General features: G+C 58.0%; 16 protein-coding genes. 14 read left to right on the top strand and 2 right to left on the bottom strand.

Annotation, left to right across the window (positions count from 1 at the left end; genetic code table 11):
* The first annotated feature begins 24 nt into the window (after positions 1–24).
* From coxB to VMJ32_00695, 11 genes are read left to right on the top strand one after another with little or no spacing between them, the layout of a single operon-like run.
* Positions 25–915 (top strand): cytochrome c oxidase subunit II, encoded by an 891-nt coding sequence (gene coxB, locus VMJ32_00745; protein ID HTQ37521.1) that lies wholly within the window; start codon positions 25–27, stop codon positions 913–915.
* A 9-nt stretch (positions 916–924) separates the two neighbouring features.
* Positions 925–2,727 (top strand): cbb3-type cytochrome c oxidase subunit I, encoded by a 1,803-nt coding sequence (locus VMJ32_00740; GenBank protein ID HTQ37520.1) that lies wholly within the window; start codon positions 925–927, stop codon positions 2,725–2,727.
* Between the two features lie 49 nt (positions 2,728–2,776).
* The gene (locus VMJ32_00735) at positions 2,777–3,823 is read left to right on the top strand and encodes a COX15/CtaA family protein (protein HTQ37519.1); all 1,047 of its coding nucleotides are present in this window, start codon (positions 2,777–2,779) and stop codon (positions 3,821–3,823) included.
* Positions 3,820–4,752, top strand: coding sequence for a heme o synthase (cyoE, locus tag VMJ32_00730; protein ID HTQ37518.1), 933 nt, complete (start codon positions 3,820–3,822; stop codon positions 4,750–4,752). The genes VMJ32_00735 and cyoE overlap by 4 nt, the downstream gene beginning before the upstream one ends.
* A 55-nt stretch (positions 4,753–4,807) precedes the next feature.
* Positions 4,808–5,833, top strand: coding sequence for a cytochrome c oxidase subunit 3 (locus VMJ32_00725; GenBank protein HTQ37517.1), 1,026 nt, complete (start codon positions 4,808–4,810; stop codon positions 5,831–5,833).
* Between the two features lie 48 nt (positions 5,834–5,881).
* Positions 5,882–6,382 carry a cytochrome C oxidase subunit IV family protein gene (locus VMJ32_00720; protein HTQ37516.1) on the top strand — a complete coding sequence of 167 codons (501 nt, stop codon included), beginning with the start codon at positions 5,882–5,884 and terminating at the stop codon, positions 6,380–6,382.
* Complete coding sequence (locus VMJ32_00715) at positions 6,379–7,344, top strand: ATP-binding cassette domain-containing protein (protein HTQ37515.1); 966 nt, start codon at positions 6,379–6,381, stop codon at positions 7,342–7,344. Before VMJ32_00720 ends, VMJ32_00715 begins: the two co-directional genes overlap by 4 nt.
* A gap of 50 nt (positions 7,345–7,394) precedes the next feature.
* Positions 7,395–8,327, top strand: coding sequence for an ABC transporter permease (locus VMJ32_00710; protein HTQ37514.1), 933 nt, complete (start codon positions 7,395–7,397; stop codon positions 8,325–8,327).
* Positions 8,324–9,013, top strand: a complete 690-nt coding sequence (locus VMJ32_00705) for an SCO family protein (protein ID HTQ37513.1) — start codon at positions 8,324–8,326, stop codon at positions 9,011–9,013. Before VMJ32_00710 ends, VMJ32_00705 begins: the two co-directional genes overlap by 4 nt.
* A gap of 48 nt (positions 9,014–9,061) precedes the next feature.
* Complete coding sequence (locus tag VMJ32_00700) at positions 9,062–9,535, top strand: DUF420 domain-containing protein (protein ID HTQ37512.1); 474 nt, start codon at positions 9,062–9,064, stop codon at positions 9,533–9,535.
* 21 nt (positions 9,536–9,556) lie between these two features.
* The gene (locus tag VMJ32_00695; protein HTQ37511.1) at positions 9,557–9,967 is read left to right on the top strand and encodes a hypothetical protein; all 411 of its coding nucleotides are present in this window, start codon (positions 9,557–9,559) and stop codon (positions 9,965–9,967) included.
* 109 nt (positions 9,968–10,076) lie between these two features.
* On the opposite strand, the gene VMJ32_00690 is transcribed toward VMJ32_00695, so the two are convergent.
* Positions 10,077–10,604, bottom strand: coding sequence for a DUF983 domain-containing protein (locus tag VMJ32_00690; GenBank protein ID HTQ37510.1), 528 nt, complete (start codon positions 10,602–10,604; stop codon positions 10,077–10,079).
* Between the two features lie 208 nt (positions 10,605–10,812).
* Between VMJ32_00690 and VMJ32_00685 the strand changes: the two genes are divergently transcribed.
* The 3 genes from VMJ32_00685 to VMJ32_00675 all read left to right on the top strand — a co-directional run bounded on the left by VMJ32_00685 (position 10,813) and on the right by VMJ32_00675 (position 12,979).
* On the top strand, positions 10,813–10,983 hold the full coding sequence (locus tag VMJ32_00685) for a hypothetical protein (GenBank protein HTQ37509.1): 171 nt from the start codon (positions 10,813–10,815) through the stop codon (positions 10,981–10,983).
* A 45-nt stretch (positions 10,984–11,028) separates the two neighbouring features.
* The gene (locus tag VMJ32_00680; protein ID HTQ37508.1) at positions 11,029–12,000 is read left to right on the top strand and encodes a type I phosphomannose isomerase catalytic subunit; all 972 of its coding nucleotides are present in this window, start codon (positions 11,029–11,031) and stop codon (positions 11,998–12,000) included.
* Positions 12,001–12,346: 346 nt separating this feature from the next.
* Positions 12,347–12,979, top strand: coding sequence for a hypothetical protein (locus VMJ32_00675; protein HTQ37507.1), 633 nt, complete (start codon positions 12,347–12,349; stop codon positions 12,977–12,979).
* 42 nt (positions 12,980–13,021) lie between these two features.
* Here the strand turns inward: VMJ32_00675 and VMJ32_00670 are convergent.
* The coding region (locus VMJ32_00670) for a PEP-CTERM sorting domain-containing protein (GenBank protein HTQ37506.1) at positions 13,022–13,637 on the bottom strand (616 nt) is incomplete at its 5' end.

Here is a 13,637-nt window from a genome sequence, read left to right as displayed (position 1 = left end):
ACGCCTCCTCCGAAGTGCGAAATCATGGGTAAATTTTGGGCCTTGGTATTTTTGTGCGTGCCGATTTTCGGTGTGGCCATGTTTATTTACGGCCCCGCCAAGGGCGTGTGGCTGCCGGAAAACGTCGGCGCGGAAACGGCGTATTCCATCGATCACTTGTTTAAATTCATTCTGGCGCTGACGGGCATTGTATTCCTGGGCACCGAATTGACTTTGTTTTTGTTCTTGTGGCGGTACGACGGCAAAAGCAACAAGCAACCGGCTAAGTTTTCGCACGGCAGCCACACGCTGGAAATATGCTGGACCATTGTGCCGGCGGCGACGCTGTTGTTCATCGCCATTTATCAAATGAACACCTGGGCGGCGGCGAAAATGCGCACGCCGATGGCCGGCGGGCACGACATTCCGTTCACGGTGGAAGTTACGGGCCGACAATTCGAGTGGCGGCTGCGGTATCCCGGCGAAGACGGAATATTGGGAACCAAGGACGACTTGTTCGACGTGAACGAACTGCACGTGCCGGTCGGGGAAGAGGTGCTGGTCAGCTTGAAAAGTATGGACGTGTTGCACAGCTTTTTCCTGCCGAATTTGCGGGTCAAACAAGACGCGGTTCCGGGCATGAAAATTCCCGTTTGGTTCCGTGCCATGAAGGAAGGGGAATACGATATTCCCTGCGCCGAATTATGCGGCTGGGGACATTACAAGATGAAGGGTCGGCTGGTCGTCGAATCGCGGGAAGCTTACGAAAAGTATCTGGCTGATTTGAAGACGCGGCAAAATGCGGTGAGTCCGCCGGGAACGGCACAACAAACTGCGGAAGCGGAGCCGGAAGATGCGCAACCCGTCGCCGCGCAACCCCAGCAATCAGCTCCGCCGAACGAAGCAACATCGCCCCTGGCAAAAACAAACGAATAAGGTATTGGAATGAGCAGCATTACCGTTGGTTCGCATGCCCATGATTTTGGCGACGCGGGTGGTCACGCACACACGCAAAGCTTTTTGAGCAAGTACGTTTTTTCGAAAGACCACAAAGTCATCGGCATTCAATTTCTGTTTTCCACGCTGATCTGGTTTTTGATTGGCGGGTTGCTGGCGTTGGCGGTGCGGTGGCAAATCGCGTGGCCGTGGACCAAGGTGCCCATTTTGAATCACTTGTATGCGGCCGAAGGGGGACAAATGTCGCCTGAGGCATACACGATGCTGTTCACGATGCACGCCACGGTAATGATTTTTTTGGTGATCATACCGATTTTGGCCGGGGCGTTCGGCAACTTTTTAATTCCGCTGATGATCGGCGCCGACGACATGGCCTTTCCCACGCTGAACATGCTCAGCTACTGGTTCATGTGGCCGGCGTTTATTGCGTTTGGAGCCAGTTTTTTTGTGACCGGCGGGGCGGCGGCATCGGGCTGGACTTCGTACGCCACGGTGGCCTCCAACACTCAGGCTGCGCCCGGAAGTTACATCGGACAATCGTTATGGCTGGTTGGACTAACGTGCGTGGGCATTTCGTCGATGATGGGCTCGGTCAATTACATGACCACCATTATCCAAATGCGGGCGCCGGGGATGACCATGTTTCGCTTGCCACTGACGATTTGGGCGATGTTCATCACCGCCATATTGCAAGCCTTTGCGCTGCCGGTACTCACGGCGGCCGGCTTCATGCAACTGATGGACCGCCATTTGGGAACCGGGTTTTTCACGCCCGAGGGGCTGATCATCAATAACCAGTCGATCACACCCGGCGGCGGTCAACCGCTGTTGTGGCAGCACTTGTTTTGGTTCTACAGCCATCCGGCGGTGTACATCATGATTTTGCCGGCGATGGGCATGGTGAGCGACATTATCGCCTGCTTTGCGCGCAAGCCAATTTTTGGATACAAACCGATGGTATACGCCATCGCCGGCATCGCGGGGCTGGGCTTCATTGTGTGGGGGCACCACATGTTTGTCTCGGGCATGAACCCGGCCTTGGGTATGACGTTTATGGTGTCGACCATGCTCATCGCGCTGCCCAGCGCTATTAAGGTGTTCAATTGGCTGGGGACGCTGTGGGGCGGCAAAATCCAATTCACCACGCCGCTGTTGTTTGCCGTAGGCTTTGTATCAATGTTCATCATCGGCGGGTTGTCAGGCATTTTCATGGCGGCCACGCCGATCGATATTTTTATTCACGACACGTACTTCATTGTGGCCCATTTCCACTACGTGCTATTTGCCGGCACGGTGATGGGAGTGTTTGGCGCGATTTACTTTTGGTTTCCGAAAATGTTCGGCCGGCAAATGAACGAGTTTTGGGGCAAAGTACACTTCTTTTTCACGTTCATCGCGCTGAACTGCGTGTTCTTTCCGATGCACATTTTGCTGGGTCAGCCGCGGCGGTATGCCGATACGTGGCACGTTTCGGTGTTTCGCCATTACCAGCCTGTGAACGAATTCATTACGATGTCCGCCATTTTCCTGGTCGGTGTGCAAATTGTTTTCATCATCAACTTTTTCTACAGCATCTTTTTTGGGCCGCGCGTGGGGCGAAACCCATGGCACGCTAACGGCCTGGAATGGCAAGCGCCCAGCCCACCGGGGCACGGCAACTTTGATTTCCAGCCCGTAGTTTATCGCGGACCGTACGAATACAACTCGCCGGAAGTCGACGAAGATTACTACCCGCAAAATCAACCGCCGCCGAAGGACCGCCCGTTGGTGTCGGAAGATATGGGGCACTAAGTTGTGAAGGCAGAAGACTGAAAGCAGAAGGCGGAATGAGCGTACATTGATGAGTGGCAAAATCCGAACCCTGAACCCCGAACCCTCTCGCTGGCCGCATCGGCTGGCGGTGTGGTTGTGCTGCGCCACGTTTCCGCTGATCTGGATCGGCGGAACAGTCACCACGTATCAGGCGGGCATGGCGGTGCCCGATTGGCCCACCACGTACGGTTACAACCTGTTTTTGTATCCGTGGCAAACGTGGCTGTTGGGACCGTGGGATTTATTCATTGAGCACGGGCATCGGTTGTTCGCGTCCCTGGTGGGGCTGTTGACGGTTATCTTGTGCATCACGCTGTGGGTGACCAAGCAGCCGAAGTGGTTGAAAGCGCTCGGCTTTATCGCCCTGGGGGGCGTGATATTGCAAGGCGTGTTGGGCGGCCTGCGAGTATTGCTCGATGAGCGCACGTTGGCCATGACGCACGGCTGCGTGGGGCCCGCTTTTTTTGCCTTTACCGCGGCGTTGGCGGTTGTCACTTCGCGGCACTGGCAAGAAAATCGGCGCACTGTCAATGTGTCAGCGGCGAAAACGCTGCGGTTGCTGGCGGTGATCGCGCCGGTGCTGGCTTATTTGCAATTGGTGCTGGGCGCTCACTTGCGGCATTTCGCGGCCGATGGTTCGCCGGCCGCGTTCCGCAGAGTGGTGTTATCGCACGTGGGACTGGCGCTAGTTCTGACCGGATATATTTTCGGCATGGCCTTCGTGTTTTGGCGAAAGGCGAAAGACGTGAGGGCGCTGGTTATTCCGGCAACCGCGCTGGCCGGACTGATCTTTTTGCAATTGGCGCTGGGCGCATCGACCTGGGTAGTGAAATACGGTTGGCCGGCGTTTCTGGCCGATTCGGCCACAGCGTCGGCCTTCACCGTGCAGGCCCGCAGTTGGTGGCAAGCGCAAATCACGACGGCGCACGTGGCCACAGGATCGCTGATTCTGGCAATTTCCACGGTGTTGGCGGTGCGCAGTGTGAGCATGCTGGCTGTTCAAAGTGCGTTTCTGCCGGGGCAACGTAGTGCGCGGCGGATCCAATCGAATTCACTGGCGGAGGCCGTAGCATGAGCATCACCAGCTCCAGCTATGTGTACGCCTCGCGCCGGGAACTGGCGTTGGCAAGGTTGAACGCCTATTTGGAGCTGAGCAAGCCGCGGATTGCATCGTTGGTGCTGGTGGTGGTGGCCGTTTCCGCATTTGCCGGCCATTGGGGTCCGCCGCAGCTTTGGATTTGGTTGCACACGTTGTTGGGCACGGCATTGGTCGCGGCCAGCGCCAGCACGTTCAATCAGCTGTTGGAGCGTTCCTGCGACGCTCGCATGGAACGAACCGCCGGGCGTCCCCTGCCATCGGGCCGGCTGACCACCAAGCAGGCCATTTCGTTTGGCGTCGTGACGCTGGCGATTGGGGTCGCCGAATTAACTTTGTTGGTGAACATGCTCGCGGCTTTGTTGGGCGGTTTGACGTGGCTTTTTTACGTGGTTTTATACACGCCGCTGAAATCCAAAACCGCCGCCAACACGGCGGTGGGAGCCGTCGCGGGAGCGCTGCCCGTGCTAATTGGCTGGGCCGCGGTTGGCGCGTCGTTTTCGATTACCGGCGGTCCACTGCCGGATGGAATGTATGTGGCGGCGCTGTTTTTGATTGTTTACTTGTGGCAATTTCCGCACTTCATGGCCATCGCCTGGATTTATCGCCACCAATATTCCGCAGCCGGGCTCCAAATGCTGACGGTGGTGGATTCCACAGGCCGCCGCGCCGGCGCCCAGGCGGTATTGGGCGCGCTGGCATTGGCGCCCATCAGTTTGTTGCCTGCGTTGCAAATGCCCAGCCGAGTGTATTTGGCCGGCGCGCTTTCCCTGAGCATTGCTTACCTGGCGGCCGCCGTGCTTTTTTGTTGGCGACGCGATCAGCGAAGCGCACGATTTTTGTTACAAACTTCGCTCGTGTATTTGCCCGTGCTATTAATCCTGCTGGTTTTGTCGCCGTGGGTGTAATGCGGCGTTGGGAAAACCATTATCAACCACATTCATCGAACCTAAAGTAAACCGCATGGCCACTGCTACTCATGCTGATGAACATCATGCCGGGCACATTAAGCTGCAATATCAGCCGGGGCTGCCGATCCCACTGGGCAAAACCATCGTGTGGCTGTTTTTATCGACGGAAATTATGTTCTTCGCCGGGTTGATCGGCACTTACGTGGTGTTGCGGTTTGGAGCGCCCACGTGGCCGATGACCCATGAGGTGCACTTGAGCGAACCGATCGGCGCGTTCAACACTTTCGTGCTGATTTGTTCCAGCGTGTCGATCGTCCTGGCCTTGGAAGCCGCTCGGGCCAACAAAGCACGCGTGGCCAAGTTTTTCACGCTGATCACGTTTTTATTGGGTAGCGTGTTCTTGGGCGTAAAGGCTTATGAATACAACGCGAAGTTTTCCCACGGCTTGTATCCTTGGAGCCCGCACAGCCAAATTTACGAAAAGGCGAATTTGGAATATGGGTCGGCGGTGAGGCAACGATTGAAGACGCTGACGGCCCAGTATGGCGACCAAACGAAAGATTTATTCAACAACCTGAGCGACGAGCAGAAAGCGCAAATCGGCGAGTTGGAAAAAAAGCCGTGGTCGGAAGAAACGCAGGCGGCATACGCGGCCATTTCGCCGCAGATTGCCGAGCTGAAATCGCGCTCGCAGACCTGCACCGATTTGTCCGCGGAGCTGAAACTGGAAGACCCGACGGTGGATTTGGTGCAACTGAGCAACAAAATATATCCGCCTCCCGACCAAAACACTTCGGGCTTGCCCTGGGAAAAAGAAGAACACCCAGGGCTGAACGAGCAATACCCGTGGCTGAAACTTCCGTTTGTGGTGCCGGGGGGCAACATGTGGGCCAGTACGTACTTTTTGTTGACGGGTTTCCACGCCTTGCACGTGATCGTAGGATTGATTGTGTTCGTAATCTTGATGACGATGGATTTGAACGCCACGCGGGCCGGGTTTTTGGAAAACACGGGCTTGTATTGGCACTTTGTCGACTTGGTGTGGATTTTCCTGTTTCCGCTGTTGTATTTGTTTTGAAGTGAAGCAGCAATTAGCGGTGAGCAATTAGCATTTGGAGTTTGCCCAATGTCGGAGAATTTACCTACGTCGCATGGGCCGGTGGTGGAAACGCAGGATGCCCACGGTCACGTTGCGCACGGACAGGATGCTCATGGTCATGATGCCCACGGCGGCCATGCGGGCCATTCGACGGGCATCGCCCAATACATTTACGTATTTATCGCACTTTGCCTGCTGACGACGCTTTCGTTTCTTACGTCGTTCCATTGGTGGCACGAATACTTTTCGGTCACGGAAAGCCGGATGCTGATGATGGCGGTATCGTGCACGAAAGCGCTATTGGTCATTCTGTTTTTCATGCACGTACTGTGGGAAGCCAATTGGAAATTTGTGTTGACCATTCCGGCCATGTTGATGTCGATTTTTTTGCTGCTGATGCTGGTGCCGGACATCGGCATGCGTTTGCGTCATGCTTCGGAAGAACGGAAATTCCAAGCTGCAGAACCCCCGCCCGAACAAGCCAGTCCGCCCGCCGCACCGCAACCAGCGGCGGAGCCCGCCTCATGAACCATTTGCCCGCCATTCGCGTCGACGGAGTGAACCACTGGTATGGCCAGCGGCACGCGCTAAACGACGTTTCGTTTGAAATAGCGGCCGGCGAAGTGTTTGTGTTTTTGGGACCCAACGGCGGAGGAAAATCGACGCTGTTTCGCTTGCTCAGCACGCTGTTGCCGCTGCAACAAGGGGAAGCCGAAGTCCTGGGATTTAATTTGCAGCGGCAAATCGGCGAAATTCGCGCCCACATCGGCGTGGTGTTTCAATCTGCCAGCGTCGATCGGAAACTGACGGTAGGGGAAAATCTGCTGCATCAGGGGCATTTATACGGATTGAGCGGCGCGGATTTGGCCCGCCGCAGCCAAACATTGCTGGAACGCTTTCGGCTGACCGACCGGGTGCGCGACCGGGTGGAAACGCTTTCCGGCGGCCTGCGGCGGCGCGTGGAATTAGCCAAAGGGCTGTTGCACCGTCCGCAGTTATTGCTGCTCGATGAGCCCAGCACGGGGTTGGATCCGGCGGCCCGCAGCGACGTCTGGAGTTATTTGCACCAACTGCGCCAGCAGGATGGCGTGACCGTGGTGCTGACCACGCATCTGCTGGAAGAAGCCGATAAGGCTGACCGTATAGCGATTTTGGACCGCGGAAAGCTTGTCGCGCTGGATAAGCCCGACGCTTTGCGTTCGACCGTGGGGGGCGACGCCATTACGATTCAAAGCGCCTCGCCGGAAGCGTTGGCGGAAGGGATTCGCGATCGCTTCGGATGCACTGCCGGCGTGATGGAAGGGAACGTGCGGCTGGAGATGCCGGAGGGGCATCAGTGGGTTGCTCGGCTCGTCGAAGCGTTTCCTGGGCAAATCAGCGCCATCACGCTGGGCAAGCCGACGCTGGAAGATGTGTTTATCGACCGCACCGGGCACCGGCTGGAAACCGTGGAAGAAGAGGAACCGCCCAAGAAAAAGCGGCGGCACTAAAACGCTGCCTGAAAACTGCACCATCGAGCAAAATACGACACAAACAATCCATGAGCACTGCCACTTCACCCTTAAACACGACCGAAGCGGACCGCTCCGCAGCCGCGCTGCCGCTGGCGAGCATTCGGCCCCGCCCGTGGTTGGCGGCGTGGACGCTGTGCCGCCGCGAATGGGTGCGCTTCATCCGGCAAGGCAACCGGGTGTTTGCGGCGCTGGGTCAGCCGATTATTTTTTGGATTTTGCTGAGCGGGCTGCTGGGGTCGTCGTTCCAAATGAACGCCGGCGGCGCGGTGGGGCAAAACACCCTGGCCGCTGGATCTGGCGCTATTACGGATAGTCTCGTGACGGTGTCCTACGCTCAATATTTTTTCCCGGGCACGCTGGTGATGATCATTTTGTTCACGGCGATTTTCGCCACGATTTCGGTGATTGAAGATCGGCGCGAAGGGTTTTTGCAATCGGTCTTGGTGGCGCCGGTGCCGCGGTGGTCGGTCGTCATCGGCAAAGTGTTGGGGGGCGCGCTGATTGCGCTGGCCCATGCCGCCGTGTTTATGCTGCTGTGCTTCACGCTGAAGGTGCCGCTGACGCTGCTGACGGTGCCGGCGGTGCTGGTGCTGTTGTTTGTGATCGGGATCGCGCTCACTTCGCTGGGGCTGGCGATCGCGTGGCCCATGCAATCGACGCAGGGGTTTCACGCCATCATGATGGTGTTTTTGCTGCCCATGTGGTTGTTGTCCGGGGCGTTTGCACCGCCGGGCAATAATTGGATCGGTTGGATCGTGTGCTTCAATCCGCTGACGTATTGCCTGGCCCTTCTGCGGCGAATTTTATACTGGGGGGCCGATCCCGCGGTCAAAGAAGCCGTCTTGGCCGGATTGCCGTCGGCGTGGTTTAGCGCGCTGGTGACGCTGGTGTTTGTGTGTGCCATGTTCGCCCTGGCCTGGCGCGTGGCATCGGTTCGTTCGATCGGAGATGCAACATGAAAAGCAAAGCCTTGGCGTTTTGGGTGACCCTGGCCCTGGTCAGTTCCGCCGCATACGGGTCGTGGGTGGCATGGCGGACCTTTCAGACGGCCGAGCCGCGCCACGTGAGCGCGCCGGCCTGGCAAAGCAACTATCCGCCTGCGCCGCCGCCGGGCCCGCGCATCAAAGATTTCAAACTTATCGAGCGCAGCGGCCGGGAGTTCGATTCTCAGGAACTCAAAGGGCACGTATGGATCGGCAGCTTTTTCTTCGCCAGTTGCCCCGGACCGTGCTGGCAGCAAAACCAGGCGCTGAAGAAAATTCAAGACGAATTCAAAGACACCGATTTGCGTTTGGTCAGCATCACCTGCGATCCGCGGAACGATTCGCCCGAAGTGCTGACGCGTTACGCCGACCGCTTTCCGGCCGATCCTTACCGCTGGGTGTTTTTGACCGGCGATTTGGAATATATCAAACGCATTGGGCGCGATGTGTTTTTGCAATATGTGCAGGAAGGCTCGCACCTGAATCGGGCGTTGTTGATCGATCGCGACGGCAAAATCCGCAACAGCTTCGATATGCTCGACCCGGCTAAAGTCGAGGAGTTGCGAACGCAAATCCGACAATTGTTGGACGAAAAACCGACGCCGGATGCTGCTCCCGCGGCCGAAACCGATGGCTCCGCAGCCGATCAACCTGTGAAATAAACCCGTTGCATACTTATATCCTCATTCGAAAGCTGCTTGTGCTGCCGCGTGATCGAATACCTGCCCACTGTCAACGCTTCGCTCAACGCCACGGCCACCGTGCTGTTGTTGGTCGGTTATTGGTTAATCAAACGGCGGCGCGAGGTGGCCCACAAACGGGTGATGCTGTCGGCGTTCGGCGTGTCGATGCTGTTCTTGGCGTGCTACCTGACGTACCACGCGATGAAAACATGGCATACCGTGTTCGGCGGTCCGCAACCTGTTCGCACTGTGTATTACGCAATGCTGATCAGCCACGTGATTCTGGCGGCCACGGTGCCGGTGTTGGCGGGACGAACCATTTACCTCGGCCTGTGCGATCGGCGTATGGCACATCGCCGCTGGGCCCAATGGACGTTTCCGATTTGGCTGTACGTTTCGATCACCGGGGTGTTGATTTATTTCATGCTGTATCATCTCTACCCGCCCAGCCGGCAAGACGATACAATCAAGGGGCCAGCCACGGTCCAGTCGCAAGACTAAACGAATAAAATGAAGCGAACCATGAAACGCACGAACGCCACGTTTTTCGTCCGCCGTTTTGCGCCGCTCCTGATCGCGTTGGCGGCCATATTTTCCACGGTCCACACAGTTTGGGCTTGCCCCACCTGCAGCGAAGCCGCGGCCGCCAACGATCCGGAACACGAGCACATGGTGAAGGGCTACTTCTACAGCATCTTGTTCATGATGGGCATGCCGTACACCATTTTCGCCTGCTTTTGCGGGTACATGTATTGGGAAGTGAAAAAGGCCCGGGCTCGCAATGCCGCCCAAAATTCTGGTGGAACGTCCGCGCCGAACAAGCCGCTGTTGCCGGCCGCGGCCGCTGCCGAACCGTTTCCAACCGCTGAGCATGCCGAAAGCGGCGTCACGGAAAGCTGCAATTCAAACCCTCGCGAACTGGTGGAAGTATAGGGCCGCACTAGAGCGCATCCCACGAACGTGTAGCGGATGTAGTGGCCGCTGTCCTCAGCGGCTGGGGACCCCGGCGCGCCGGGGCCGCTACATGATCGTGTGACGATCTCTAAACTTGCGGTGGAGATGAAGCTGAGGTTTCCGCTTTTTTGGCCGACACAAGTTTCGTCGCCGGCTCAGGATCGAAATACAAATCGACGCTGATCCAAATGCCGCGGGCATAGCGAAAAAACCACAGCGGAAACAACAGGCAAAAAGCCAACAGCAAACGCATGATCCAGTCTGGCGGCAGCGCTTCGGTGAAGAACAGTGCAAAATAGGCCGCGGTCACAATCAGCGCCGTGAGCCCGTAGTTCACGAAAATCGACCCCAACCAATAACCGGGGCTGCGTTCGAAGCGAAAGTGGCACTGCTCGCAGCGCGGGTACATGGTGAACCAGCCACGAAATAATTTCCCCTGGCCGCAAACCGGGCAGCGCAGGCGAACGGCCCGCCACAACAGCGTCACGAGCGAACTCGCTGCGGCGGGGTGAACACCAGCGGCAGAATCGATATTTTTGCCGGTCGGTGCGCAAGCGTCTGCGGCGGGCTGGCGAATTGGATCGTCGGGCGGCAGAGTGGAATTTGGTAGGCTCATGGCACGATTGTCCCCAGCACATTATGATGACAATCCGCTGGTTTTGCAGGACCTTTTAGAGCGCATCCCTTGTCAATGTAGCGCCGGCTGTCCGCAGCAGCTTGTAGGTCGCTGGCGACAGCGACCGCTACAACGGCTTAAATGCGCCCTGGATTCCGCCGGTCGACCGGCACACATCGAACCATCCACTTTGGCCCGGACCTTCGCCATGGCAAGTTTTGGCCGTTTATTGCAAATTGTCGGATTGGTGTTGCCTCCCTTGTCGATCGTGCTGCAACTACAAGGGGCCATTACGCTGGGACAAATGTTGTTGATGCTCGTGGCGGCGGTGTCGGCGTTTTGGATCGGCCGCATTTTGGAAGGCTACGCGCGGCAGTAAGGCATGATCGGCGGGCACCACATTCACCATCGAACAATACCCGACATGGCCCCCCTGTACCCTTTACGCTTTGAACCGCTGTTGCGCCGTTACCTATGGGGCGGCCGCAAGTTGGGCACGCTGTTGGGCAAGCCCCTGGGCGAAGGGAACGATTACGCCGAAAGCTGGGAAGTGGTCGATCGAGCGGCCGATCAAAGCCGCGTGGCAGCCGGACCCTTGGCCGGAACTTCGCTGAACGAATTGATGCAGGCACACGGCCTGGAGCTATTGGGACGACATCATCCGCAGCCGCGATTTCCGCTGCTGTTCAAATTCTTGGATTGCGAAAAAACGCTGTCAGTCCAGGTGCATCCGGACGATGAACAAGCAGCCCGGCTGAACCCGCCCGACTTCGGCAAAACCGAAGCCTGGGTGGTGTTGGCCGCCGAGCCGGGCAGCGTGATTTATGCCGGGCTGAAGCGCGGCTTCGATCGGCATGCCCTGGAACGCGAAGTGCAGCGCGGCGCCTGCGAATTGTGTTTGTATCGTTTTCAACCTCAGCCGGGCGATTGCTTGTTCCTGCCGGCTGGGGCCGTTCATGCATTGGGAGCGGGGTTAGTCATTGCCGAAATTCAACAATCCAGCGACGCCACGTTCCGTTTGTTCGATTGGAACCGCCTGGGCCCCGATGGCCGGCCGCGACCCCTGCACGTCGATCAGGCGCTGGCCGCCATTGATTACAAGCTGGGACCGTTAACACCGCAGTCGCCGCGGCCGACGGAGCGGCCGCACGTGCAGCGGCTGGTGACGTGCGACAAGTTCGTGCTCGATCGCTGGCGGTTCAGCCGGCCGGAACCTGTCGGCGGCGACGGGCAGTTTCATCTTGTGGCGGTGATTGAGGGAGAAATTGAGGCGGCGGGCGATCCATCCGGCGCGCCGCTAGCGCGCGGCCAAACCATGCTTTTGCCGGCCGCGCTGGCGCCTTGCCTGCTGACCCCCAAACAATCCGCCACGGTGCTGGATATTTATCTGCCTTAGAGCGCATCCCACGAACGTGTAGCGGATATAGTGGTCCCGGCGCGCCGGGATCCTCAGCGGCTGGGGACCCCGGCGCGCCGGGGCCGCTACATGATCGTGAGACGATCTCTAGCCGGGCCGCACGACCCATTCCCTGAAACCGCCGATTGATATCGGTGTGTCAAATCAGGACATTCCAAGGGGACGGGTCGACGTGCCAGCAGTGGATTGCCAACGGGAACCGCTCTGGCTAAGGCGCTGCCGCGAGACTAAAATTCCGCCCCTTATTGAGCTGCACATCGATGCGCGGCAGTAATCTCGCTCCTCGTCCAAGCGCGCATCGTTGCCCAATGCTTAGGAGTCACTGATGTCGCCGCCGCGCCGCTTTGAGTTCGCGCCATGTTGGCTGCCGCTGGTCTGCGCACTGGCCGGTTGCGCCAACACCGATTTGCCGACGCTGTGCAATCCGGGTTCGCAAGCGTACCAGGTGGCGGTCGCTAAAAAGTTCGATCCATATCCCGATCCGACCGTGGGAGGGGACATGACCGGGGCGCGTCCGCGGGATTATACAAATCCTCGGGCCAATCCCGACGAGACCAAGCTGCAGCCGTTTATCGCCGGGCCTGCCGCTGGACCGCCGGCCAGTGCGTATCCGCCGGCCGCCGCGTATCCTCCGGCGCCGTATTACTCCTATCCGGCGGGCAGCGCGCCTGCACCGGCGGTTTATCCGCTTGGCGCCGCACCGGCCGGAGCGCCGATTGTTTATCCGCCGGGAGCATCACCGGGCGGTGCCGCGCCTCCGCCGGGCGCAGTTTATTTGCCGGGCGGGGCGACGGCGCCGCCGCTGGGAACCACTTCGCCCGCTGTAGCGCCGGCATCAAGCGGCATGGCGCCGTTGGCGCCGATTCCTGCTGCACCGCTGCCCACAAGCAATACGTTGCCAAGCAGTGCCCCAGGGGGATCGGCCTACGGCACGGCGATCAATGCGTCGTCGCCGTAAGACCGATGAGTTGTGATGCGTTCATGGCAACCCGACTGCTCGTTAAGCAGCGGGCCGACGGCGCTTTCGCGCCAGGCTGACCAAGCCAACCGCCCCCAAAAATCCCAGAGCCAAGGTCGAAGGCTCAGGCACGGCGTAAGTGGGCGCGATGTTATGGCTCAAATCGTACACAAAAAGCTGCAAGTCCGCATTGGTGATCAGCCCGTCCTGGTTGATATCGAGAATATCCTCCAAATCGGCCACGTCGAGCGTTGTGCCATAATGATTGCCCCACGGATTAGTCATGGCGTTATATGGCGATTCATAATTAGTCAAATTCGCCAGCGCCTGCTCCATGGGCAAAATATCACCCGCATTTGCCTGACCGCTGTCATCGACATCGCCCAGACGAAGTTGGGTGGAATTATTAGGCACGATTTCTCCAGTACCGAATACCTGCTCTGCACCAGTCAGGTAACCTGTAAAGTGAATCTGAAGCAGATCTTGCTGAAACACTGAATTGGAAGGACTGGCGTCCGAGGTACCAAGATACAAGGGCGATGTCGCCGAGGAAGCCGACGGATTGCTGGGATTTGAAGTCACCCAGTTTTTAATGCGCAGGAAAGTGCCAGTTGTCCAGGCGCCCGCGACACCACCAGTAAAGGTCAAATGGCCATTG

Source organism: Pirellulales bacterium (genome assembly GCA_035499655.1).
Lineage (GTDB): Bacteria > Planctomycetota > Planctomycetia > Pirellulales > JADZDJ01 > DATJYL01.
The sequence above is the reverse complement of the archived record's forward strand: the minus strand, read 5'-3'. Positions and strand labels throughout refer to the sequence as shown.